This window comes from Vreelandella sp. ssv (assembly GCF_059448525.1).
Map to the genome: position 1 here is coordinate 188420 of NZ_CM182545.1, position 19367 is coordinate 207786.

The 19367-nt window shown below is 55.7% G+C and carries 23 protein-coding genes and 1 riboswitch; of the genes, 8 read left to right on the plus strand and 15 right to left on the minus strand.

Annotated elements, in window-relative coordinates; all coding sequences use genetic code 11:
• The first annotated feature begins 64 nt into the window (after positions 1–64).
• The 4 genes from AC5TBW_RS00925 (at position 65) to AC5TBW_RS00940 (ending at position 4171) form a co-directional block, all read left to right on the plus strand.
• Complete coding sequence (locus AC5TBW_RS00925; protein ID WP_009288137.1) at positions 65–1060, plus strand: DNA-directed RNA polymerase subunit alpha; 996 nt, start codon at positions 65–67, stop codon at positions 1058–1060.
• Positions 1061–1099: 39 nt separating this feature from the next.
• Positions 1100–1486: a 50S ribosomal protein L17 gene (gene rplQ / locus AC5TBW_RS00930; protein ID WP_008959150.1), complete on the plus strand. Its 387-nt coding sequence runs from the start codon at positions 1100–1102 to the stop codon at positions 1484–1486.
• A gap of 333 nt (positions 1487–1819) precedes the next feature.
• A complete protein-coding gene (locus AC5TBW_RS00935) occupies positions 1820–3151 on the plus strand; it encodes a D-alanyl-D-alanine carboxypeptidase family protein (protein WP_495510298.1) in 1332 nt (443 codons plus the stop codon).
• A gap of 144 nt (positions 3152–3295) precedes the next feature.
• Entirely contained in the window at positions 3296–4171 is an 876-nt protein-coding gene (locus tag AC5TBW_RS00940; RefSeq protein ID WP_495510299.1) for a DMT family transporter, read from the plus strand.
• 8 nt (positions 4172–4179) lie between these two features.
• Here the strand turns inward: AC5TBW_RS00940 and AC5TBW_RS00945 are convergent, their stop codons facing one another.
• From AC5TBW_RS00945 to thiM, 5 genes are all read right to left on the minus strand, one after another.
• Positions 4180–4917: a DODA-type extradiol aromatic ring-opening family dioxygenase gene (locus AC5TBW_RS00945; protein WP_495510300.1), complete on the minus strand. Its 738-nt coding sequence runs from the start codon at positions 4915–4917 to the stop codon at positions 4180–4182.
• 57 nt (positions 4918–4974) lie between these two features.
• Entirely contained in the window at positions 4975–5409 is a 435-nt protein-coding gene (locus AC5TBW_RS00950; protein ID WP_495510301.1) for a DoxX family protein, read from the minus strand.
• A 64-nt stretch (positions 5410–5473) separates the two neighbouring features.
• A complete protein-coding gene (locus AC5TBW_RS00955; protein ID WP_495510302.1) occupies positions 5474–6394 on the minus strand; it encodes a LysR family transcriptional regulator in 921 nt (306 codons plus the stop codon).
• Entirely contained in the window at positions 6391–7014 is a 624-nt protein-coding gene (gene thiE / locus AC5TBW_RS00960) for a thiamine phosphate synthase (protein WP_495510303.1), read from the minus strand. The genes AC5TBW_RS00955 and thiE overlap by 4 nt, the downstream gene beginning before the upstream one ends.
• Positions 7004–7813 (minus strand): hydroxyethylthiazole kinase, encoded by an 810-nt coding sequence (gene thiM, locus AC5TBW_RS00965; protein ID WP_495510304.1) that lies wholly within the window; start codon positions 7811–7813, stop codon positions 7004–7006. The genes thiE and thiM overlap by 11 nt, the downstream gene beginning before the upstream one ends.
• Positions 7814–7836: 23 nt before the next feature.
• Positions 7837–7935: riboswitch (TPP riboswitch) on the minus strand.
• Between the two features lie 127 nt (positions 7936–8062).
• Between thiM and gloA the strand changes: the two genes are divergently transcribed.
• Together gloA and AC5TBW_RS00975 are read left to right on the plus strand one after the other, a co-directional pair.
• Positions 8063–8599: a lactoylglutathione lyase gene (gene gloA / locus AC5TBW_RS00970; protein WP_495510305.1), complete on the plus strand. Its 537-nt coding sequence runs from the start codon at positions 8063–8065 to the stop codon at positions 8597–8599.
• Between the two features lie 9 nt (positions 8600–8608).
• The gene (locus AC5TBW_RS00975; protein WP_495510306.1) at positions 8609–8977 is read left to right on the plus strand and encodes a DUF6164 family protein; all 369 of its coding nucleotides are present in this window, start codon (positions 8609–8611) and stop codon (positions 8975–8977) included.
• Positions 8978–8991: 14 nt separating this feature from the next.
• On the opposite strand, the gene AC5TBW_RS00980 is transcribed toward AC5TBW_RS00975, so the two are convergent.
• Together AC5TBW_RS00980 and ampC are read right to left on the minus strand one after the other, a co-directional pair.
• A complete protein-coding gene (locus tag AC5TBW_RS00980) occupies positions 8992–9657 on the minus strand; it encodes a cupin domain-containing protein (RefSeq protein ID WP_495510307.1) in 666 nt (221 codons plus the stop codon).
• Positions 9658–9823: 166 nt separating this feature from the next.
• Positions 9824–11020 (minus strand): class C beta-lactamase, encoded by a 1197-nt coding sequence (gene ampC, locus AC5TBW_RS00985; RefSeq protein WP_495511891.1) that lies wholly within the window; start codon positions 11018–11020, stop codon positions 9824–9826.
• A gap of 177 nt (positions 11021–11197) precedes the next feature.
• Here ampC and AC5TBW_RS00990 point away from each other — a divergent pair, with 177 nt between their 5' ends.
• Entirely contained in the window at positions 11198–12079 is an 882-nt protein-coding gene (locus AC5TBW_RS00990; RefSeq protein ID WP_495510308.1) for a LysR family transcriptional regulator, read from the plus strand.
• 30 nt (positions 12080–12109) lie between these two features.
• Here the strand turns inward: AC5TBW_RS00990 and AC5TBW_RS00995 are convergent, their stop codons facing one another.
• The 7 genes from AC5TBW_RS00995 to AC5TBW_RS01025 form a co-directional block, all read right to left on the minus strand.
• The gene (locus tag AC5TBW_RS00995; RefSeq protein ID WP_495510309.1) at positions 12110–13159 is read right to left on the minus strand and encodes a metal ABC transporter solute-binding protein, Zn/Mn family; all 1050 of its coding nucleotides are present in this window, start codon (positions 13157–13159) and stop codon (positions 12110–12112) included.
• A 35-nt stretch (positions 13160–13194) separates the two neighbouring features.
• Positions 13195–14085, minus strand: coding sequence for a metal ABC transporter permease (locus AC5TBW_RS01000; RefSeq protein WP_495510310.1), 891 nt, complete (start codon positions 14083–14085; stop codon positions 13195–13197).
• Positions 14069–14803, minus strand: a complete 735-nt coding sequence (locus AC5TBW_RS01005) for a metal ABC transporter ATP-binding protein (RefSeq protein ID WP_495510311.1) — start codon at positions 14801–14803, stop codon at positions 14069–14071. Before AC5TBW_RS01005 ends, AC5TBW_RS01000 begins: the two co-directional genes overlap by 17 nt.
• Positions 14800–14949 (minus strand): hypothetical protein, encoded by a 150-nt coding sequence (locus AC5TBW_RS01010; protein WP_495510312.1) that lies wholly within the window; start codon positions 14947–14949, stop codon positions 14800–14802. Before AC5TBW_RS01010 ends, AC5TBW_RS01005 begins: the two co-directional genes overlap by 4 nt.
• A gap of 166 nt (positions 14950–15115) precedes the next feature.
• Positions 15116–15787, minus strand: coding sequence for a hypothetical protein (locus AC5TBW_RS01015; RefSeq protein ID WP_495510313.1), 672 nt, complete (start codon positions 15785–15787; stop codon positions 15116–15118).
• Positions 15788–15987: 200 nt separating this feature from the next.
• A complete protein-coding gene (locus tag AC5TBW_RS01020; RefSeq protein ID WP_495510314.1) occupies positions 15988–16290 on the minus strand; it encodes a hypothetical protein in 303 nt (100 codons plus the stop codon).
• 45 nt (positions 16291–16335) lie between these two features.
• Positions 16336–17331: an alpha/beta hydrolase gene (locus AC5TBW_RS01025; RefSeq protein WP_495510315.1), complete on the minus strand. Its 996-nt coding sequence runs from the start codon at positions 17329–17331 to the stop codon at positions 16336–16338.
• Between the two features lie 114 nt (positions 17332–17445).
• Here AC5TBW_RS01025 and AC5TBW_RS01030 point away from each other — a divergent pair, with 114 nt between their 5' ends.
• Positions 17446–18474, plus strand: a complete 1029-nt coding sequence (locus AC5TBW_RS01030; RefSeq protein WP_495510316.1) for an acyltransferase family protein — start codon at positions 17446–17448, stop codon at positions 18472–18474.
• An 80-nt stretch (positions 18475–18554) separates the two neighbouring features.
• Here AC5TBW_RS01030 and AC5TBW_RS01035 read toward each other — a convergent pair whose 3' ends face one another.
• The gene (locus tag AC5TBW_RS01035; protein WP_495510317.1) at positions 18555–19178 is read right to left on the minus strand and encodes a hypothetical protein; all 624 of its coding nucleotides are present in this window, start codon (positions 19176–19178) and stop codon (positions 18555–18557) included.
• Positions 19179–19367 lie beyond the last annotated feature (189 nt).

Here is a 19367-nt window from a genome sequence, read left to right on the forward strand (position 1 = left end):
TTAACGCCAGCGCCAGATCTTACCGAGTACCAAGTATCCGTTTGGCAGCCTGAAAGGTGTTCATATGCAGCGTTCAGTGACAGAGTTTCTTCGCCCTCGCGACATCAAGGTCGAAGAAATCAGCGCACATCACGCCAAAATCGTGCTCGAACCGTTCGAGCGTGGCTTTGGTCACACCCTGGGGAATGCACTGCGTCGCATTCTGCTTTCGTCTATGCCCGGCTGTGCCGTGGTAGAGGCTGAAATCGCCGGCGTTGAGCATGAATACAGTGCGCTCGAAGGGGTGCAGGAAGATGTCATTGAAATCCTCCTGAACTTGAAAGATGTTGCGATCAAGATGCACAGCCGCGATGAGGCGGTGCTCACGCTGAACAAGCAGGGCCCAGCCGTCGTCACCGCTGGCGACATTGCGCTTGATCATAGCGTCGAAATCGTCAACCCGGACCACGTCATTGCTCATGTCAATGAAGGTGCCGAGCTGAAAATTCAGCTTAAGGTAGCGCTGGGTCGTGGCTACGAACCGGCTGACGCGCGCGGCTCTGATGAAGAGTCACGTGCCATTGGCCGCCTGCAGCTGGATGCCACCTTCAGCCCTGTCCGCCGTGTTTCCTACTCGGTTGAAGCCGCTCGTGTTGAGCAGCGTACCGACCTCGATAAGCTAATTATCGATCTGGAAACCGACGGTACCCTGGATCCGGAAGAGGCTATCCGTCGCAGTGCGACCATCCTGCAAGAGCAGCTGGCCGCCTTCGTCGACCTGGAAGCTGATAAAGAACAGGAAGTCGAAGAGGAAGAGGATCATGTTGATCCGATTCTATTGCGCCCCGTAGACGATCTTGAGTTGACCGTTCGCAGCGCGAACTGCCTTAAAGCCGAGAATATTTATTACATCGGTGATCTTATCCAGCGCACAGAAGTGGAGCTGTTGAAGACACCGAATCTCGGTAAAAAGTCTTTGAATGAAATCAAAGATGTATTGGCAGCTCGCGGCTTGTCCCTTGGCATGCGGTTGGAAAATTGGCCACCGGCAAGCCTGAAGGACGACAAGGCCTCCGCGTGAGCGTCGACTTGAGTCCCAGTTTGGTAAGGAATTACAACCATGCGTCATCGTAAGAGTGGTCGTCATCTGAATCGCACCAGCTCGCATCGTCAGGCCATGTTCAAGAACATGTCTGTCTCGCTGGTCGAACATGAAGTCATTAAGACAACCCTGCCGAAAGCCAAGGAGCTGCGTCGCGTTATCGAGCCGCTGATCACCTTGTCTAAGCAGGATAGCGTTGCAAACCGTCGTTTGGCATTTGCCCGTACGCGCTCTAAAGAAGCCGTCGGCAAACTGTTCAACGAACTAGGTCCGCGTTATGCCGAGCGTCCGGGCGGTTACGTCCGTATTCTCAAGTGCGGTTTCCGCACCGGCGACAACGCGCCTATGGCGTTCGTTGAGCTAGTTGACCGTCCGGTTGTTGAAGAAGCTGCTGCAGAAGAGTAATGCTCTGCGCTAAGCTTCTTTGGTAGCGAATGAAAACCGACCCCTTAGAGGGTCGGTTTTTTTTATAGTGCTCTTTTATGTTGTGTTCTCTGTTTTCTTCTCTATTTCTCAGCTTCACTGCGTATATTTTACTTAGTATTAACCTATACTCGGCTTATTATTATGCCGAGTCATCGTTGCCATGCAGGCAGGCGAAAGTCTTGCGTTGCGTCTGGAGTGTGGCATGGTGGTCAGATACTGAATTAGTCACAGCGCATTGATAACAAGCAAGGGGCAGGTATGTATGCGAGGGTAAAAAGCGTCAGTGGAGCGTCGGCGTTATGGTCACTGAGTATGATATTGCTGCTCATGCTGGCGACGCTAACCAGCGTTCAGGCCGACAACCCACGTTATGCGGGCATTGTGGTTGATTTGGACAATGGCGAAGTACTTTACGCTGAAAACATCGACGATCAGCGCTATCCTGCATCGCTAACCAAAATGATGACACTTTATTTGACCTTCGAGGCGCTGGAAGCGGGAACTCTTCGTCTGGATGAACCCTTGCCCGTGTCCCGCTATGCGGCTGCCAAGCCTGCGGTCAAACTGTGGCTTGCAGCGGGAAGCTCTATCCCTGTGGATACTGCCATCCGTGCTCTCGCCGTTCGCTCTGCTAATGATGTGGCTGCGGTGGTCGCCGAAGCGCTGGGCGGAAGCGAAGTTCGATTTGCGCAAATGATGACCACCAAAGCGCGTGAGTTAGGCATGCATGCCACTACCTTTCGTAATGCGTCAGGTTTGCCGGATGATGGCCAGGTAACCACTGCGCGGGATATGCTAACGCTTTCAGTACGTGTGATGCAGGACTTCCCCCAGTATTACCACTACTTCGGCCTGCAAGAATTTACTTACCGCGGCACGCGGCATACTAGCCACAATCGCCTAGTCCGTGATTACCCAGGTGCCGATGGTTTAAAAACGGGATTTATTCGCGCTTCCGGGTTTAACGTAGCAACCACCGCTATTCGTGGTAATCGCCGTTTAGTGGCAGTAGTAATGGGCGGCTTTTCATCGCAATCCCGGGATACCCATATGGCCAACCTGCTAGACCGTGGCTTCCAGCGGGCGGCACTTCGCGACCAGCAAACCTGGATGGCCGACACCACTTTCTCTCAGGAATTTATGGCGTTTGCGTCTCCTGCTCAGCCGATTGCTCCTCCTGGCCCGGCGCCCCTTCAGCCAATGTTAACGGTGGTTGATACAACACCCCTTTCGCGGACTGTGACCGCCGCGCCGTCAACACCCGCTGTTGACCTTGAAGAGCAGCTTTCTGACATTGCGACGATTCAGCGCCCCACTGTAGAGCCAGCACCACGACAAGCAGACCCGCTACAAGCCTTTATTGAGCGCGAACGCCAGCTAGCTTCTGCCAATAACGCAGGCGGCGGTTGGGGTGTTCAAGTCGGCGCATTCAGCCAAGAGGCCCAGGCGCGCCAACTGGCACAGCAAGCGGCTCAGCGAATTGCCCAAAACTTAAGGGGTCGTGTCGCAGTCGATACCATACAAGGCCAGAGTCCGGTTTACCGCGCCCGCTTAATGGCGCTGGATGAGCAACGTGCGCGCCAAGCGTGTCGTGAGCTGCACTCTCAGGGCATGGACTGTATGGTCGTCAACGCCAGCCTGTAGGCTGACTGAGTACTTTTGAGGCGCGCTTAAACACGCACTCAAGCTGGCTCAGGTACATATCACCCCGCCACTCGCTAGCTGGCGGGGTTTTTGTTTTTTACGCTAATAACAATGACTGAATAACCATTGAACAAGGAGATTGCGGTGACAACCTCGCTGAAGGGCATACTCTGCATGTGTATGGGCGTTCTTTTTCTCGCCCTGGGGGACGCCGTTTCCAAATGGTTAGGCGAAATTCATTCGCCGCTGCAGATTATTTTCTTTCGTGCGCTAGTCTCCCTGCCGATGATTGCGCTGCTTGCTCATTTTGCCGGTGGTTTGCGTAAGCTGCAGACTAAGCGCCCAGGTGTTCATCTCCTGCGAGGCTTGATCTATACCGCCACCATGGTTTGCTTTGTATGGGGCCTAACGCTGTTACCTCTTGCTGAAGCCACGGCAATCGCCTTTGTGGCACCGCTATTCGTGACGCTACTCTCGGTGCCACTATTGGGAGAGCGAATCGACCCACCGGTGCTTATCGCGTCATTAGTAGGCTTTGCAGGGGTGCTAATAGTGGTTCGTCCTAACGGCGATGCATTTCAAGTCGGCGCTTTGGTACTTGTGGGGGCAGCGCTCTTTTACGCTTTGATGATGATTACGGCACGCCGCTACGGCGCCCGTGAACACCTATGGGCAATGCTGTTTTACATGACCTTTGTCCCCTTAGTGATCACCGGCCTGACGCTACCTTGGGTGTGGCAAACTCCTCAGCCGTGGCACTGGGTAGGTTTTTTGGCTTCTGGCGTACTCGGCGTTGCGGCGACCGCCTTCATAACCCTGGCCTTTCGTTATGCGCCTGCCGCCATTGCCGCCCCGTTTGATTACACGGCGATGCTTTGGGCAGTGCTCCTCGGCTGGTGGTTTTGGGGAGAAATGCCCGACCTCTGGGTCTGGGTGGGCAGCGCACTGATTATGGGCAGCGGGTTGGCGGTCGCGTATCACGACCGCCGCACTACTCTGAAGCGCCGACCTACTGCTTAACATAGCGCTTAAGCGAACTGGTAAACGTCCATCGCCAGTACGCCGTGTTCCACGCTGTGGTGTAACTGGGTAGCGTTACCGCCAGCGCCCATCGCGACCAGCAAGGGTTGAAAATGTTCGGGGGTGGGGTGATTCTTCCGCGCGCTGGGGGCATTCTCCCAATTTAGCAGCGCTTCACGGTCATCGGCGACCAGGTTATCGTGTGCCCAGCGCGCAAACTCATCTACCCAGCCGGGCATTGGGCTATCTTGCGCCATCAGTTCATACAGATTATGGGTCAGGCTGCCCGAGCCGATCACCAACACCCCCTCGCTGCGAAATACCGACAGCCGCTCACCCAGTGCCACAAGTTCAGCATTGCTCCAGCGCACCGGCAGCGATAAAGAAACGACGGGTACATTAGCGTCTGGAAGCATCAACGAGAGCGGCACCCAAACGCCATGGTCGAAGCCGCGCGCTACCCGTTTTGCACCCAACAGCACAGCCAACCGTTCGGCCAGCGCTGGTTCGCCCGGTGCAGGGTACTGGCACTCATACAGTGCCCTTGGGAAGCCGCCAAAATCGTGAATCGTTTCTGGTTTGGCGCTGCTACTTACCAGTAGCTCGTCGCTCTCCCAGTGGGCCGAAACTACTACCACCGCTTTAGGTGAGAGCTGACTGCCAAGTTCACGCAGAAACGTATGGGCAGATGTTTTATTCAGTGCCAGCATGGGGGAACCATGGGAAATAAATAGGCTAGGTAACATGGGGTAATCTCCACGGCAGTACCGGCGCTTGCGGTGAAGCAAGCGCCGGAGATGAGGTTAGGCGAAGCGACGGTTTAACACCCAGTGGCCACTTCCCAGACCGGCTTGGGTAATGAGGGCCAGCGTCCAGAACACCGGGAATTCCCAACCGCCACCCGCATTCGAGAACATCCAGCCGTTACCCAAATGTACCCAAGCGGCACCCAGCAGTACTGGCACCAGTGCTAGGCTTACCCAGCGAGTGTACACGCCGAGCAGAAGGGCTACCCCGCCACCCACTTCAGCAGCGATGGTTAAGTAGGCTAAAACCCCCGGCAAGCCCAGTGACTCAAAATAGCCGACCGTACCCGGTACAGTAAATACAAACACTTTGAGCAAACCATGAGCGAGGGCCAAAACACCGAGGCTGATACGCAAAAGCGTAATAGCATAAGGCTGTAGTGAGGGAGTGGCCGTAAGTGATGATTGAGTTGTCATATGAGGAGCTTCCATCTGTGTGGTTGATGAAGCTACTTTACAGCCGGGTCAGGGTGAGATAATCAGCGCGTTATGCACATCACTGTTGCGCAAGGGGCGACAATCCAATCTCCCGTTCCCAGATAGGTGGATCTCCCCACGCCTCGGCAAGCAGATCGATAAAGCGCTCCACCTTAGCGGGCAGATAGCGCCGGGCAGGGTAGAGCGCGTGAACGTCGAGCCGCACCGCTGGCACGTTGGTTAAAATCGGCACTAATCGCCCGCTGGCGATACTCTCCGTGACTAAAAAACTGGGCTGTTGGGCGATGCCTAAGCCCGCTTCCGCGGCTTGGGTCAGCACATCACCATTATTACTCTCCAGTGGGCCATGCACGGCTAATGGCTGCGCAGGTAGCTGCCAGTCTGCGCTATTTTGGCCGCTGCGGTAACGCAGGCAGCGATGATCAGTAAGGGCGTTAACGCTACTGGGTTCGCCGTGGGTGTCAAGATATGTTGGCGATGCACAAAACAGTAAACGGCAGCGAGTCAGGCGGCGTGCGACTAGGCTGGAGTCGGGCAGGCTGCCGATACGAATCGCCACGTCATAGCCCTCTTCCAGTAGGTCAACGCGACGGTCATTAAGATCCAAGCGCACATCAAGCGCTGGATGGGCAAGCATAAACTGGGTGACGAGTGGCGCTAAGTAGCGGGTACCAAAACTCATGGGCCCATTCACGCGTAAACGGCCCCGCACGTCACTGGTTCCTTGGCCAACCTCGGCGGCGGCTTCATCAAGGGCTTGTAGCACCCCCTGGGCGCGCATTAAATAGCGCTCTCCAGCCTCAGTGAGATGGAGGCGACGCGTAGTACGCTGTATCAGCCGCGCCCCGAGTGCCTCCTCCAGCGCCATGACCTGACGAGAGATGCGGGTACGTGAGATATCGAGTACTTCAGCCGCTCGGGTATAACTACCCAGCTCGGCCACCCGCACGAAAGCCACGATATGCTCTAGTTGGTTCATGACACAGCAAATGCCTGAAAAGCGCGTGCCGCCTGGAAAGGATCAGGTTGGCCGCAAATGGCTGAAATCACCGCTAAGCCGTTCGCTCCTGCCCGCTGCACGCTAACGGCATGCTCAGCTTTCAACCCGCCAATCGCCACGCTGGGCAGTGGGCACGCCTTGACCAGCGTGGCCAAGCCGCCAAAGCCGATAGGCTGGGCGTGGTCCTGTTTGCTCACTGTTGCAAACACGGGCCCAATGCCTACGTAATCAATTAACGCCATGGGCGCCGCTTGGAGCTGAGCGAGGGTATTGATCGACAGACCAATAATCGCCTTTTCACCTAGCACTCGGCGTGCTTCCTGAACAGCGGCATCGCTCTGACCGACATGCAGGCCATCTGCCTGACTCTCTAGCGCTACCTGTAAACGATCGTTAATGATCAGCGGCACACCGGTGCCTGCCAACAGTACTTTTAGCCGCTGGGCTTGAGCAATCATCTGTTTATCGCTGGCATGCTTATCGCGTAGCTGCACGATGGTCACACCACCTCTTACCGCTGCTTCAACTGTCTGCTCTAGGCCATAATCGTCGCAAAGCGCAGCGTCGGTGACCAAATAAAGCGATAGATTAAACGGCATGGAGTGACTCCAACTGGGTATGAGCAGTGAGATCGTCAGGGGTAAGTTGATAAAGCGCATCCAGCAACGCGACCTGAAAACTGCCTGGGCCCTGAGCAGTACTACCCGCCCGCTCACCAGCGACCGCAAAGCAGCCTAGCGCCGCGGCGGTGGCTTCCAGCGGGGTTTCGCGGTTGGCCGCAACAAAAGCGGTGACCAGTGCGCTAAGGCCGCAGCCTAACGTTGTGACCCGGGGCATTAAGGGGTGGCCACCGTTAATACGGTAATGCTGTGTGCCATTCGTCACCCAGTCACTTTCACCGGTCATCGCGACAATGCAGCCATGTTTTTGCGCTAGCGCTATCGCTGCGTCTATGGCTTGGTCGGCGGCAGCTGTCGAGTCCACACCGCGCCCTTGGCTGGCTAACCCATTGAGCGCCAGAATTTCAGAGGCATTGCCCCGAATCACGCTAGGCTTTAAAACGAGCAAACGCGCGCATAGCGATTGACGATAGCGGGTTGCACCAACGGCGACAGGATCTAATACCCAGGGAATCGAGAGCTGGTCGGCGGTGGCCGCGGCGGTCAGCATGGCGTCAGCCCAGTGGGCAGAGATAGTGCCAATGTTGATCGACAGCCCGGCAGAAATAGTAGTGAACTCAGCCACTTCCTCTGGAGCATGCAGCATTGCGGGTGATGCGCCAGTAGCTAGCAGCAGGTTGGCCGTGCTGTTCATTGCAACATAATTGGTCATGCAATGGACTAGCGGTGTCACTGCGCGCAGCGTTGCAAGGTAATCGCCAAGCGGAGGTAGGGTCATAGCATCCTCCCGGCGGGGAGGTGGTAAGCGGTACCACGACTCCCTACGCCGGTGTTATCCGGTTCAGGTTCAAAGGGTTCTTCTCAGCTCGCGAACAATGGTGAGCGCCCCTGCCGAACGATTACTATCCTTGGCTGCGTTGGCCCTGTAAAGCCCGGGGCGAGGGGAATAGGTGGAAATATGACGCCCCAGCCCCCATGTTAAACGGTATACGGAGTGAATGACCCATATCAGCGAAAGGAGAGCGTGATGAGTTTTCAAGGTGAGCAGCATCCTGGTGTCGTCGATACACCGCCTCAAACCCAAGGATTCCGTTTAAACCACACCATGCTGCGGGTCAAAGACCCCGAGCGGGCGCTGACGTTCTACTCCAGGGTGTTTGGCATGCAGGTGCTGCGGCGACTGGATTTCGAAGAGATGCAGTTCTCGCTCTACTTTTTAGCCAACGTGGAGTCGAGCGACAGCGTGCCGGAAGAGAGCGAAGCGCGTACTGTCTGGACCTTTAGCCAAAAAGGGCTATTAGAGTTGACCCACAACTGGGGCACCGAAAACCAGGAAGACTTCACCTACCACGATGGCAATGCCGACCCTCAGGGCTTTGGGCACATCTGCTTTAACGTGCCGGATTTGGCAGCGGCACAGGCATGGTTTGACGAGCACGACGTCACCTTCGTAAAACGCGCGGATCAGGGCAAGATGAAAGATGTTATCTTCGTTAAAGACCCGGATGGCTACTGGATCGAAGTGATACAGGCAGACTTGATGGCGGGTAAAAGCGACACATGAGGCACGCCAATGGCTGAACTACTGTTCCGGCTGCGCCACGTTACCGACGAAGAGGCCATGGAGGTGCGTGACCTGTTGGCCGCCCATGGCTTTGATACCTATGAAACCCAGGCGGGCTTTTTCCGCCTGGGGGTCGATGCTATCTGGCTACGTAATCCACATCAGCACGATGCGGCTATCGCCGCGCTAGACGCCTATCAGGCGGAGCGCCTTGAGCGCGTCCAGCGTGAGCATCAAGCAGCGGTTGAACGGGGCGACGCGGAAACATTGTGGCATCGCTTGGCCGCTCACCCGCTGCAGGTGGTGCTAGTACTGTTAGCGGTGGGACTGATTGCGGCCCTGACACTATTGCCATTTCTGGGCTTGTCCCGAACCTAAGCTTAAGCCTAACCTCAAGCGGGCGGTAGATGCCCCCGTTTGAGGTACATCATCACGCCATTTTCACCGGCGGTGAGTGCAGGCGCTGCGCCGCTGGGGTAGCGACACCAGGTGCCCGCCGTGTAGCTCTGCTCGCTATCGCTCAGGCTGCCTTCAAGAATCAAAAACTCCAGCCCACCCAGCAGGGTCGGGTAGGCGATCGAGGTGCCCGCCGACCAGCGCTCCAGGCTGGTGCGCTCCTGCTTGTAGGTGTGCAGCATCTTGTAGGCAATGCGCGGGCGCCGGTCTGGCTGCCAGGGCAGTCGGTGAGCAGGCACCGCCAGCTGTAGCGTATCGTTAGGGTCAAACTGATGCAGTTTGACAAAAATCAGCGCGCCTTCTTCACCAATCTGCGGCGTATGGCCGGTGCCGATGGGGTTCCTCAGGTAACTGCCCGCCGCGTAGCGCCCATGCTCATCGGCGAACACACCTTCCAGGACCAAAATTTCTTCGCCGCCGCCGTGGGTATGGCGCTCGAACTGCGTATTGGGCGCGTAGCGAACAAGGCTGGTCGCGCGGGCAACTTCATCACCAATTCGGTCAAACATCATGCGCTCGACCCCGGCACTGGGGGAATCGACCCACTGATACTCTTCCGGGGTAACACAGGCAAAGTGGCTAAAATCGGCGTTTAGACGCATGGGAAAGGCTCTTCGCAGTGAAGGTAAAGTAACGGGGAGGGGTGCTAGTCTCCTTATCGACAGCAAAAAATGCAACTTTCGGTGCGTTTCACGCGCCATTTAGGCATGAAAATGCCGCCCGAAGGCGGCAATGCTTAATACTGCTTAAGAAAATTTATAAACAGTCTCACTCAGAGGTTTCGGTAAGCGCGGAGATGATCTGGTGGGCAGCTTCTATGCGGGCTTGATTGGGATAGTTGCGGTTTGCCAGCATGACAATACCAATTTGCTCACTAGGCACAAAAGCCACATAGCCGCCGAATCCGTTGGTAGAGCCGGTCTTGTTGTAGAGTGCCTGCTGCCTGGGGGCTAGCGGCGGAGCTAAGCGGTTGGCGGGATTGGGCTCCAAAATCATTTCAAGCGAGTTGCCCTCCAACAGCTGTTCAAGGGTCACTGGGTAAGCGTAGCTTTCCCAACCCAGGCCCTGCGTCATATTAGCGATATTGAAGTAACCCGTGCGCGTGGCTGCCAAGGCTTGGCTTAGGGGCTCATCAAGCTCATTTTCATCAAGCCTATTATCATCAAGCCCAGGGCTATCCATATTAGCTTCCACAAACGTCAGTACGTCGGCGGCTGTTGATTTTAAACCGTAGGCTTGGGCATCCAGCATGCCCGGGTTCACCCTAATCGGCTCATCCTCTTTAGAGTAACCGTAGGCGTAGTGTGCCTGCTGCGCGTCAGGCACCTGAAAATAGCTGTGCTCTAGCCCTAGCGGCGCGAACAGCGCCTCCTCCATTAGCGTCTCATACGTTTTGCCAAGGCGTTGGGCGGTTAGGTAACCCAGCAAACCTATGCTGGGGTTAGAGTAGAGTCGATGGCTACCAGGAGCGGATGCAGGCTGCCACTGGCGATAGTAGTCGATCATCTGCGCTTCGCTTTTTACCGCGTCAGGAAACTGCAACGGAAGCTCGCCGGCTGTGTAGGTGCCCAGTTCCAGCAGCGAGATTTCATCGAAGGCACTGCCTTTCAAGGCTGGCAGATGCTGGCTGGCCGCATCGGAAAGCGAGAGAGCACCGCTAGACTGCGCATAGCCAGCGAGTGCACCTGTAAAGATTTTGCTGATAGAACCGAGTTCGAACAACGTCTCATCAGTGACCGGTGTGCCTGCTTCTTGATTAGCGAGGCCATAATTAAAGTAGTGCTGTTGACCATTAATGCTCAGTGCGACCGCCATTCCTGGGATGCGATGCTCATCCATCAGTGGGGCGATAGTATCGTTTACCCATGCGTCAATTTTCTCACTATCCGCCTTTTCAGACGCCGAGACGGTGTTACCGATCAGGAGCGAACCTGTCATGATAAGGCCAATGTTTGCTGCTAACATCTTACGCATACCAGAATCCTGTTTCTATTGATGAGCAAAGCGCTAACGGGTGCCGCCACTCGCGTTAAACGCAAACTCGTCTCGATAAGAGTGCTAAAGAGCTAACATACGGCGCGTGGTAAAGATTAACAAACAGCGATATTTTGCATGAGCCATTAGAAAAATTTGGGGGTTTAGGTGGTGCGTCCCTATCTGCCGTTAAAAGCGCTGCGTGCCTTTGAGGTGTCGGCCAGGCATTTGAGTTTTACGCGAGCGGCAGAAGAACTGCACGTGACCCAGGCAGCGGTTAGTCATCAGGTTAAGTTACTTGAAATGCAGTTGAAGGTGCGGCTATTCACACGCTTGCCACGGGGGCTAATGCTGACCCAAGAGGGTGAACTGCTGCTGCCGGTGTTGACGAGTTCCTTCGATCAGATGTCGCACACGCTGGAACGGGTGGGAGAGAGCAGCTGCCGCGAAGTGTTAAACGTCGGCGTGGTGGGGACCTTTGCGGTTGGCTGGCTGCTGCCGAGGCTGGAAGATTTTGAGCACAAGTACCCGTTCGTTGATGTGCGTATTTCTACCCATAACAACCGCGCGGATTTAGCTGCCGAGGGTCTCGACTTAGCCATTCGCTTTGGCACAGGTGCCTGGCACGGCACCGCGGCGCAACCGCTGCTGCCTGGGTCGCTCTCGGTACTATGTATTCCGGCGATTGCTTCCCGGCTCTCAACGCCCGCTGATGTATTAGGCGAGACCTGGCTGCGTTCTTATCGCGCTGACGAATGGGCAGAGTGGCTGTTGGCGGCAGGGTTGCCAAGCAGCTTGCCGATGACCAAAAGCATTGTATTTGACTCCTCCATCGCGATGGTGGAAGCCGCCCTACAAGGGGCAGGTGTAGCGCTGGCGCCCCCGCTGATGTTTCCCCGCCAGCTGAGCAGTGGTGCGCTGGTACAGCCTTTTAACACCACTGTCAGTTTGGGAGGTTACTGGCTGACTCGCCTGCAGACACGGCCTGAAACCCACGCCATGGCATCGTTTCGCGAGTGGCTGCTCACGACTATTAACCGTCAAAGTTAATGGCTGAGCAGCGCTGTTGATGTTCATGGCTTAGTGGCTATGACCATGATCGTCGTGGTCGTCAGAATGACTGTGATCGTCATGACCCGGCTGGGCTAGCGCATCGTGCAGCACCTGCGCATTGTGGCGCATCATGCCCAGGTAGGTGCTTGCTTCACCTTCGGCTGCCAGCGCATCGGCGTAGAGCGTGCCTGCAATCGGCAGGCCGGTTTCTTCGGCGAGCTGAGTAATGATCGACTGATTGGTCATGTTCTCGTGGAACAGCGCCTTCACGTTCTCTTGCTCGATCACATCCACCAGCGCCGCCATGCTGGCACCGCTTGGGTCCGCTTCCGTGGAAAGCCCCACTGGCGAAAGGAAGGTCACCCCATAAGCGCTTGAGAAGTAGCCAAAGGAGTCGTGGCCAGTAATCACGCTGGTGGAGGCCGGGATCTCGTCAATTAGCGCACGAGTTTCAGCGTCTACCTCGGCCATTTCCTGTAAATACTGCGCCGCATTGGCGCGGTAGGCATCGGCGTTAACGGCATCGGCGGCAATTAACCCATCGCGGATGTTGGCGATATACACCTCGGCTTGATGCATATCCTGCCAGGCGTGAGGATCTTGATTGCCATGGTCGTGACCCGCGTGCGCATCGGTATGGTCATCATGGTCACCGTGTCCGTGCTCTTCATTATCGTGCTCGTCATGACCATGATCATCATGCTCTTCATGTCCAGCGAAAGAGAGTGGTTCAATGCCATCGGTCGCAGTGACCATCGGCCCGGTGTAGTCGCTGGCGCTAATCAGGCGCTCCATCCAGCCCTCAAACAGCAAGCCGTTGAAAACCACTAAATCAGCATTGGCCAGGGAGCGTGCGTCGCCGGGGCTGGGGGAGTAGACATGCGCATCGCCATCGGCCGCGACCAGCGGGGTCACCTCGACATGCTCGCCGCCCACGTTTTCCACCATATCCGCCAGGATAGAGAAACTGGTCACCACCTGAATGCGCTCATTAGCGATCGCGGCAGGCAGTGCCAGCATAGCGGAAACACCGACCAACCAGCGCGATGGCCGAGATGATAAATAGGCAAGCGACATACAACACTCCTTACAAAAAGCATGAAGACAGACAATTAAGACCCTTGCTCCACTGCCAGCGGCGTGGTTTTACGCCGCAGCTTGGCTGCCAGGCTGTGGTAGCGACCAAACAGGGCCGAAAACAGATACCCAGCCCCCGCCAGTAGGATAATGCTCGGACCTGAAGGGATATCCAGATGAAAAGAGAGCAGCAGACCGCCGGTGCTCGAGACCATCGCCAACACAATCGCAATGCCGATCAAGCCCTCAAGGCGTTTGCTCCAAAAGCGCGCCGAGGTGGCGGGTAGCATCATCAGTCCCACCGCCATTAACGTACCCAGGGTTTGAAAGCCAGCGGTTAAATTGAGTACCAGCAGCCCCAAAAACACGCTGTGTACCCAGCCGCTGCGGCGGCTTTGGCCGCGCAAAAACAGCGGGTCTAAGCACTCCACTACCAGAGCGCGAAACACCACCGCCAGGATCAACACAATCAGCGTACTGATACCCGCGATCAGCAGCAGCGCGGTGGAGTTGATCGCCAGAATCGAGCCGAACAGCACATGGGTAAGGTCAACGCTGCTACCGCCCAGTGAAATCAGCATCACGCCTGCGGCCAGCGAGATAATAAAAAAGCTCGCCATGGCGGCATCTTCCCGCTGGCCGCCCATTTTTGAGACCGCCCCCGCCAGCAGCGCCACCATTAACCCAAACAGCACCCCGCCAATACTCATAATCGGCAGTGAAAAGCCTGCCAGCAGGAACCCCAGCGCGACGCCGGGCAGAATCGCGTGGGCCATGGCGTCGCCAATCAGGCTCATACCGCGCAGCACCAAAAAAACCCCCAATGGCGGCGCGGCCAGCGAAAGAGCTAAACCACCCACCACTGCACGGCGCATAAAGCCATAGTCGAACGGGCTGATAAACCACGCACTAAGCAGATCCAGCATGGCGTCCTCCCAGGGTAAACGGCACCACCTGAGCGGGCGCCTGTTGATGCGTCAGCGCACTGGGCGCAACCCAGCGACCATGGCCGCCGTTTAGCATCAACACTTCGTCGGCCAGTCGGCGCAGGTGATCCATATCGTGGAGCACGACAATAATGGTCGCACCATCGTCCGCCATCTGGCGCAGAATGCGGATCAGAATATCCACGGTTTCACTATCCACGTTGGCAAACGGCTCATCGAGCAGAAGCAGTTCGGCTTCCTGCATTAACGTACGGCCAATCAGTGCACGCTGGCGCTGACCGCCGGAAAGCTCACCCAGCGGGCGATGGGCCAAGTGCGAAATACCTAGCCGCGCCATGATCTCGCGACCCTTGCGGTAGTGACTCGCGCAGTAGCCGGTTAACGCCCCGTGGCTGGGCCAGCTGCCCGTCATCACCAGCTCTTCCACGCTCATGGGGAAGGTCAGGTCCAGCGCTAACTGCTGGGGCAGCCATGCCCGGCGCTCTTTCGCGACGGTGCAGACCACTTCGCCGCTAATAGGCCGAAGCTCCCCCATAATGGCCTGAATCAGCGTGCTTTTGCCGGCACCGTTGGCCCCAATCAGCGCGGTAATTGCCCCCGGCTTAAAGTCGCCCTCGATATGTTCCAGCACCGTCCGGCGCGCCTGGGCCAAATGCAGGTTGTGAAGCTGTAAGCGTGATAGCGAGCGCTGACTCATCCCAACCACCCGCCTGCCCAAACCACCAAGGCCCAAAGCACCAACAGCGGCACGGCCACAAACAGCAGCCGTTTAACAGCCGACAGCGACATCAAGGAGAAGTGACAAGGACCTTCCTTGTTATGGCGGTGCGTATGCTCACTCATCAAGCAGCCTCGTGTAATTTTAAATAGGTTATAACATAACGTTTAGCAAAGCCAAAAAATCGCTGGATATTTTACTCATTCACGCCCCGCTGGCAATAATAAAGCGCTGGCGGAAAACCGCCGCCAGCGCTTTAGGGGAACAACTTAAATGGGAAGAGGGTTTAAATCAGTAACGCCAGGTAGCGCCTAGCTGCTGTGGCCCCATATTCAGTGCATATTCACCAGGTATAGTGATCGACCCCAGTGAAAGATTGGCGGGTTGGAAGCGATTAATGGCAGACGATGCCTGATTTGGCTGGGTCCAAATTTGTAGCTCATTGACCAGCATGCCGGTAGCAAAGTTGATCGCACCATCGCTTTCCCGGCCATCGGCCGCAATCACCGCGCCTGCCACGCCATTCACCACCAAAGAGCCCACCCGAGCACCCCAGCCGCGCCGTTCACGTTCCGCTTGGGCGAGCTGCAAGCCTAGCGCCTGCACGCCGCTTAAATCACCGCTAGCTTTCAAACGCTTATATTCGGCCAAGGCCGCCGGGTGCGGCTGGCGATCCGTCAGCATCCCACCCACGGCCAGTGCTGATTTCACCACACCCACCCGCGCATCAAAGCGATCATCAGGGTCGCTTGCCTCGCTTGATTGGTAAGCGTTCACCGCCAGGCTGGTGGCGTAAATGCCGGTCCAACCCCACTGCCAAACATTGGCATGGCGCGCGCCGTTCTCAAACACATCGTCATATTCCCCCCACTGCCCGTTGGTTTGCGCCTGGGCTTGGAGAGAGACAGGCAGAGCAATCACCAGCGTAGTCACCAAGGCAGTGAAAAGACGAAAAGGATGCATAGTGAAGGACCTATATAAGGGGAGCGGTAGCGCTAAGCGTAGCACGCAAATCAAATGAGAAGAGTGAGAGTGAAGTATGGCGAAGTGAACGGTGGTTCAGATGCATGAGTTGAACTCCGTCGCCTAGCTATTCAAATTCACGTAAAAAAGCCATCAAGTTGATGGCTTTTTGTTGCTGAAAGTAGCAAAGCGCTAACGCATTAATCTTCTTTCGGCGGTGTTTCCATGGCGCGTTTGTCGTCGGGGACCCTGACGATGTGGCCTACATTGAGTTTGCTGTGGCTTTGGTGGCGGCCGCCCTTGGCGTCGATGATCGCGACGACTTCACCAATGCTGACCGCGTCATCTTCGCGATAGGCTTCTACTTTGACGCGTACCATGGCGCCCTGGTAACGGGCTGAAATAATGTCGCCCGGGTCGGGGGCGTTATGGTCGGGGTCGTTTTTAAAGTACTCCGCTACGCTGGCGCTACCTGGGTTATCCCATTCTACGTGCTGATGCATCGTCGTCTTCCTTGTCACAATGGATGTATCTTTAGTGTAGTGCGTTCAGCTGCTTACTTCATCAGGGCTTTCTTCGATAGGCGCTTTTTCTTCCGCCGTGTCTTCCGCTGCCGCGACGTTATTGGACTGCCCCACGTACTGAAATAAGAAGTTTAGTGCTGCCGGTAAGCTGGCGCGCCATACTTGCCAGGTATGCCCGCCGGGGTAAAGGTCGAGTCTCACGTCGTTGGGCTGAATGCGCTCCATCGCTTGGCGCAGTATGCGGGCATGGAACTCTGCATCGTAAACGTCGCGGCGTCCGGCGCTGATATAGAGCGGTACTGGGGAAAGATCACCCTCTTCGTCGGTACCGCGGGGTGTCACGAGTAGGCGGTACTCTTCTAGGTAGGCGGTGTAGTTAAGGGTTTCCCAAAGCTCCTTATCAAATTGTCCTTGTTCATCCAGAAATGCGGGATGGCGCCAAGCGGAGGAGTTGCGCGGCGGTAAAGGGACGTAGCTGGCGGGGCTTAATGCGGCCACGGCGGCGAATAAGTCAGGCCGTTCTAGAGCGAAGTTAAGCGCACCATAGCCTCCGGCGGAAAGGCCTGCTACACCACGTTGGTGGCGCTCTTTGCCAACACGGTAGGTTGCTTCCACGTGGGGCATTAGGTCATTAAAAAACGCGCTGCGCGCGGGTTCGTTATGCCCGTCTACCCACCAGCTGCGGCTGCCCGGCATGATGTAAACTGCGGGTGGAATGTGCCCAGCGCGGATTAACCTATCGGCGACCTGTTGCAAATTTCCGCGTGAAACCCAGTCGCGGTCTGTTCCAAAAGAGCCGTGCAGCATATAAATGACTGGATAGGTAGCCGTCGCTTGAGTGTCATAATTGTCAGGTAAATAAACGCTATACGGGTAGTCGTAGCCGAGCGTGGGTGAGAAGAACTGATGGTGCGTAACCTCGCTGGCTAAACTATGACCGCTGAACGTTAGCCATCCAATTAGGGTGCTGAGTAGCACGCGACATCGGTATGAGTTAAGCGGCAGCTTGATTTTGAACATGTTACCTCCGGAAATTAAAACTGTTCAATGAGGTCGGACAGCACGACGGCGGTAGCTATTCATAATAGCCATTCAGGGTGCCGAAAGTGGAGTTAGGTAACGGCGGGAGGCCCAATGCGAAAAATTGAAGAGATCTATTGGTTGCGTGCATACGGCTGTATAGCCGTTTTTTTGTTTCATTTATTAGATCACGTTAATCAGCGCCTCGATAACGTTGCCACTGATTTGATGCGCATACCGCTGGTGCTGGGTACGCCAATTTTTCTGTTTATTGCGGTCTTCGTTTTCGCCGTTCGCTACAATAAATCCGTCCCAGAAGGCTTTCTCCTTCAGCGTGTGAAATATGTCATGGTGCCGTACTTCGTGTATGGCTTTATTTATTCGACCGCTGAGTGGCTAAGGCAGCGGGGTGCGGATGAGCCGGTGGGCTTTTTGGCCAATGCGGTCGAGTACTATGTCTATGCGGGTTGGCATGGCTATTTTTTGATCATTGCGATGCAGTTTTACGTGGCTTATTGGCTGTTTACCCGCTGGCAGCTGTGGCGAATGAACCCGGTACCGTGGCTATGGGGCGCCTGCGTGATCAGCATGGCGTATTGGGGCTTGGCTTACTGGTTTGACGTTGACCTGCCTGGTTATCTGCTGTGGATCGCACCCTTGGGGTGGATTTATGTTTTTTTTCTGGCGTTGGTGCTTGTACGTTACTACCCGCTAGCCACGGAGAGTTTGTTGGCTGAGCGGCCCGGTTGGATGCAGCAGATGGCGCATCCGGTGTGGCTGGCACTGCTGGTGATACTCATTATTGCAGCGACGTTTGCTGGCTGGCTGGCGTTTTCCTCCAAAGAGGTATGGGTGATACCTTTTTTTGTGCTGTTTATGCTCTGCGCCATGCGCTATTTGGCAGGACGACCGGCGCCGTTATGGGTTCGCCACATCAATGCGTATTCGTTTGGTGTTTACTTGGCTCACCCCATGTTTTTCGTGCTGACCGATGTGGTCGTTGCGCCTTTGGCATTATCGATTGGTGTGTATGCGGTGGTGCTCATGGTGGTAGGCGTTGTAGGGTCGGTGGGGCTGAACAAGTTAGCCAATACCACCACGTTGGGAGCGATGCTATTCGGCAAGCGGTTGAAGGTACGTTAATTGTACAAGCGTGATAGCAGTGCAGTGAAAAGAGGTATTAAAACGGCTGTAAAGGTGCGGTAAACAAAAGCCCAATGGTCCTATGGGCGTGGCGTGTAAGCGGGGTCCGTGGGCGTTGTCAGCGTGGGGTTATCTTGTTCCTCTGCCTGACTAAGCAGATGGCCTCTATACGTTTTCAGACGGGTGGGGCAGGCATGCAAACGCTGTAAAAAGTCGTCAATCGCGCAGCGGCCATCCAGCTCAGGGTCAAAACCACCCAAGCGTTCAAGCCAGGCCCGGCTAACGGCAATGTAGGGAGGTAGCAGTTGTGCGCTAGCCAATAAGCGTCGCAGGATGCGCTCGGATAATGATGGCTGCGCAAGGCCAATAATCAAAGCATCTAGACTGTAGGTATTTAGTTGGGGGTAGAGCGAACCCCACAGATTGGCAGGTAGTGGCTGCTTTTGTAACGCGATAATTAACCACTCAGCTTGGCTGGCGAACGCCGCTTTATTGATACGTGCTCCCAACGGCAGCGCTGGGGTAATCAAGCAGTGAGTATGATAACGCTGCTCAAGTGAGCCCAGGCGAGCATGGGGTTGCGTGCTCGTCACCAGAATGGGGAGCAGATGGTCGGCGATGCCGGATCCACGTATGGATTTCAAATGGCGTGGCAACATCTCACCTGTCACCATGGCATCAACGATAAAGCAGACCGATCCCATTTGCCGACTCCAATTGTGAGCAAATCTATCAAATTGTAATTTATTGTAGTAGCTGGTTTATTTGAGTAGCAAGTAAAAAGTTTGCGAGCCAAAAAAGAGGGTTCAGTATTGTTAATGCACTGCTATGGCGCATAAGGCATTATTTTTGATCTATTTTGGTGCGTTGAGATATTTTTTAGTTGTCTAACG

What these genes read in the sequence shown, in the direction of transcription:
- AC5TBW_RS00925 (WP_009288137.1), top strand. Translation starts at nt 65, where the DNA reads ATGCAGCGTTCAGTGACAGAGTTTCTTCGCCCTCGCGACATCAAGGTC.
- rplQ (WP_008959150.1), top strand. Translation starts at nt 1,100, where the DNA reads ATGCGTCATCGTAAGAGTGGTCGTCATCTGAATCGCACCAGCTCGCAT.
- AC5TBW_RS00935 (WP_495510298.1), top strand. Translation starts at nt 1,820, where the DNA reads ATGATATTGCTGCTCATGCTGGCGACGCTAACCAGCGTTCAGGCCGAC.
- AC5TBW_RS00945 (WP_495510300.1), bottom strand. Translation starts at nt 4,917, where the DNA reads ATGTTACCTAGCCTATTTATTTCCCATGGTTCCCCCATGCTGGCACTG.
- AC5TBW_RS00950 (WP_495510301.1), bottom strand. Translation starts at nt 5,409, where the DNA reads ATGGAAGCTCCTCATATGACAACTCAATCATCACTTACGGCCACTCCC.
- AC5TBW_RS00955 (WP_495510302.1), bottom strand. Translation starts at nt 6,394, where the DNA reads ATGAACCAACTAGAGCATATCGTGGCTTTCGTGCGGGTGGCCGAGCTG.
- thiE (WP_495510303.1), bottom strand. Translation starts at nt 7,014, where the DNA reads ATGCCGTTTAATCTATCGCTTTATTTGGTCACCGACGCTGCGCTTTGC.
- thiM (WP_495510304.1), bottom strand. Translation starts at nt 7,813, where the DNA reads ATGACCCTACCTCCGCTTGGCGATTACCTTGCAACGCTGCGCGCAGTG.
- gloA (WP_495510305.1), top strand. Translation starts at nt 8,063, where the DNA reads ATGAGTTTTCAAGGTGAGCAGCATCCTGGTGTCGTCGATACACCGCCT.
- AC5TBW_RS00975 (WP_495510306.1), top strand. Translation starts at nt 8,609, where the DNA reads ATGGCTGAACTACTGTTCCGGCTGCGCCACGTTACCGACGAAGAGGCC.
- AC5TBW_RS00980 (WP_495510307.1), bottom strand. Translation starts at nt 9,657, where the DNA reads ATGCGTCTAAACGCCGATTTTAGCCACTTTGCCTGTGTTACCCCGGAA.
- ampC (WP_495511891.1), bottom strand. Translation starts at nt 11,020, where the DNA reads ATGTTAGCAGCAAACATTGGCCTTATCATGACAGGTTCGCTCCTGATC.
- AC5TBW_RS00995 (WP_495510309.1), bottom strand. Translation starts at nt 13,159, where the DNA reads ATGTCGCTTGCCTATTTATCATCTCGGCCATCGCGCTGGTTGGTCGGT.
- AC5TBW_RS01000 (WP_495510310.1), bottom strand. Translation starts at nt 14,085, where the DNA reads ATGCTGGATCTGCTTAGTGCGTGGTTTATCAGCCCGTTCGACTATGGC.
- AC5TBW_RS01005 (WP_495510311.1), bottom strand. Translation starts at nt 14,803, where the DNA reads ATGAGTCAGCGCTCGCTATCACGCTTACAGCTTCACAACCTGCATTTG.
- AC5TBW_RS01010 (WP_495510312.1), bottom strand. Translation starts at nt 14,949, where the DNA reads ATGAGTGAGCATACGCACCGCCATAACAAGGAAGGTCCTTGTCACTTC.
- AC5TBW_RS01015 (WP_495510313.1), bottom strand. Translation starts at nt 15,787, where the DNA reads ATGCATCCTTTTCGTCTTTTCACTGCCTTGGTGACTACGCTGGTGATT.
- AC5TBW_RS01020 (WP_495510314.1), bottom strand. Translation starts at nt 16,290, where the DNA reads ATGCATCAGCACGTAGAATGGGATAACCCAGGTAGCGCCAGCGTAGCG.
- AC5TBW_RS01025 (WP_495510315.1), bottom strand. Translation starts at nt 17,331, where the DNA reads ATGTTCAAAATCAAGCTGCCGCTTAACTCATACCGATGTCGCGTGCTA.
- AC5TBW_RS01030 (WP_495510316.1), top strand. Translation starts at nt 17,446, where the DNA reads ATGCGAAAAATTGAAGAGATCTATTGGTTGCGTGCATACGGCTGTATA.
- AC5TBW_RS01035 (WP_495510317.1), bottom strand. Translation starts at nt 19,178, where the DNA reads ATGGGATCGGTCTGCTTTATCGTTGATGCCATGGTGACAGGTGAGATG.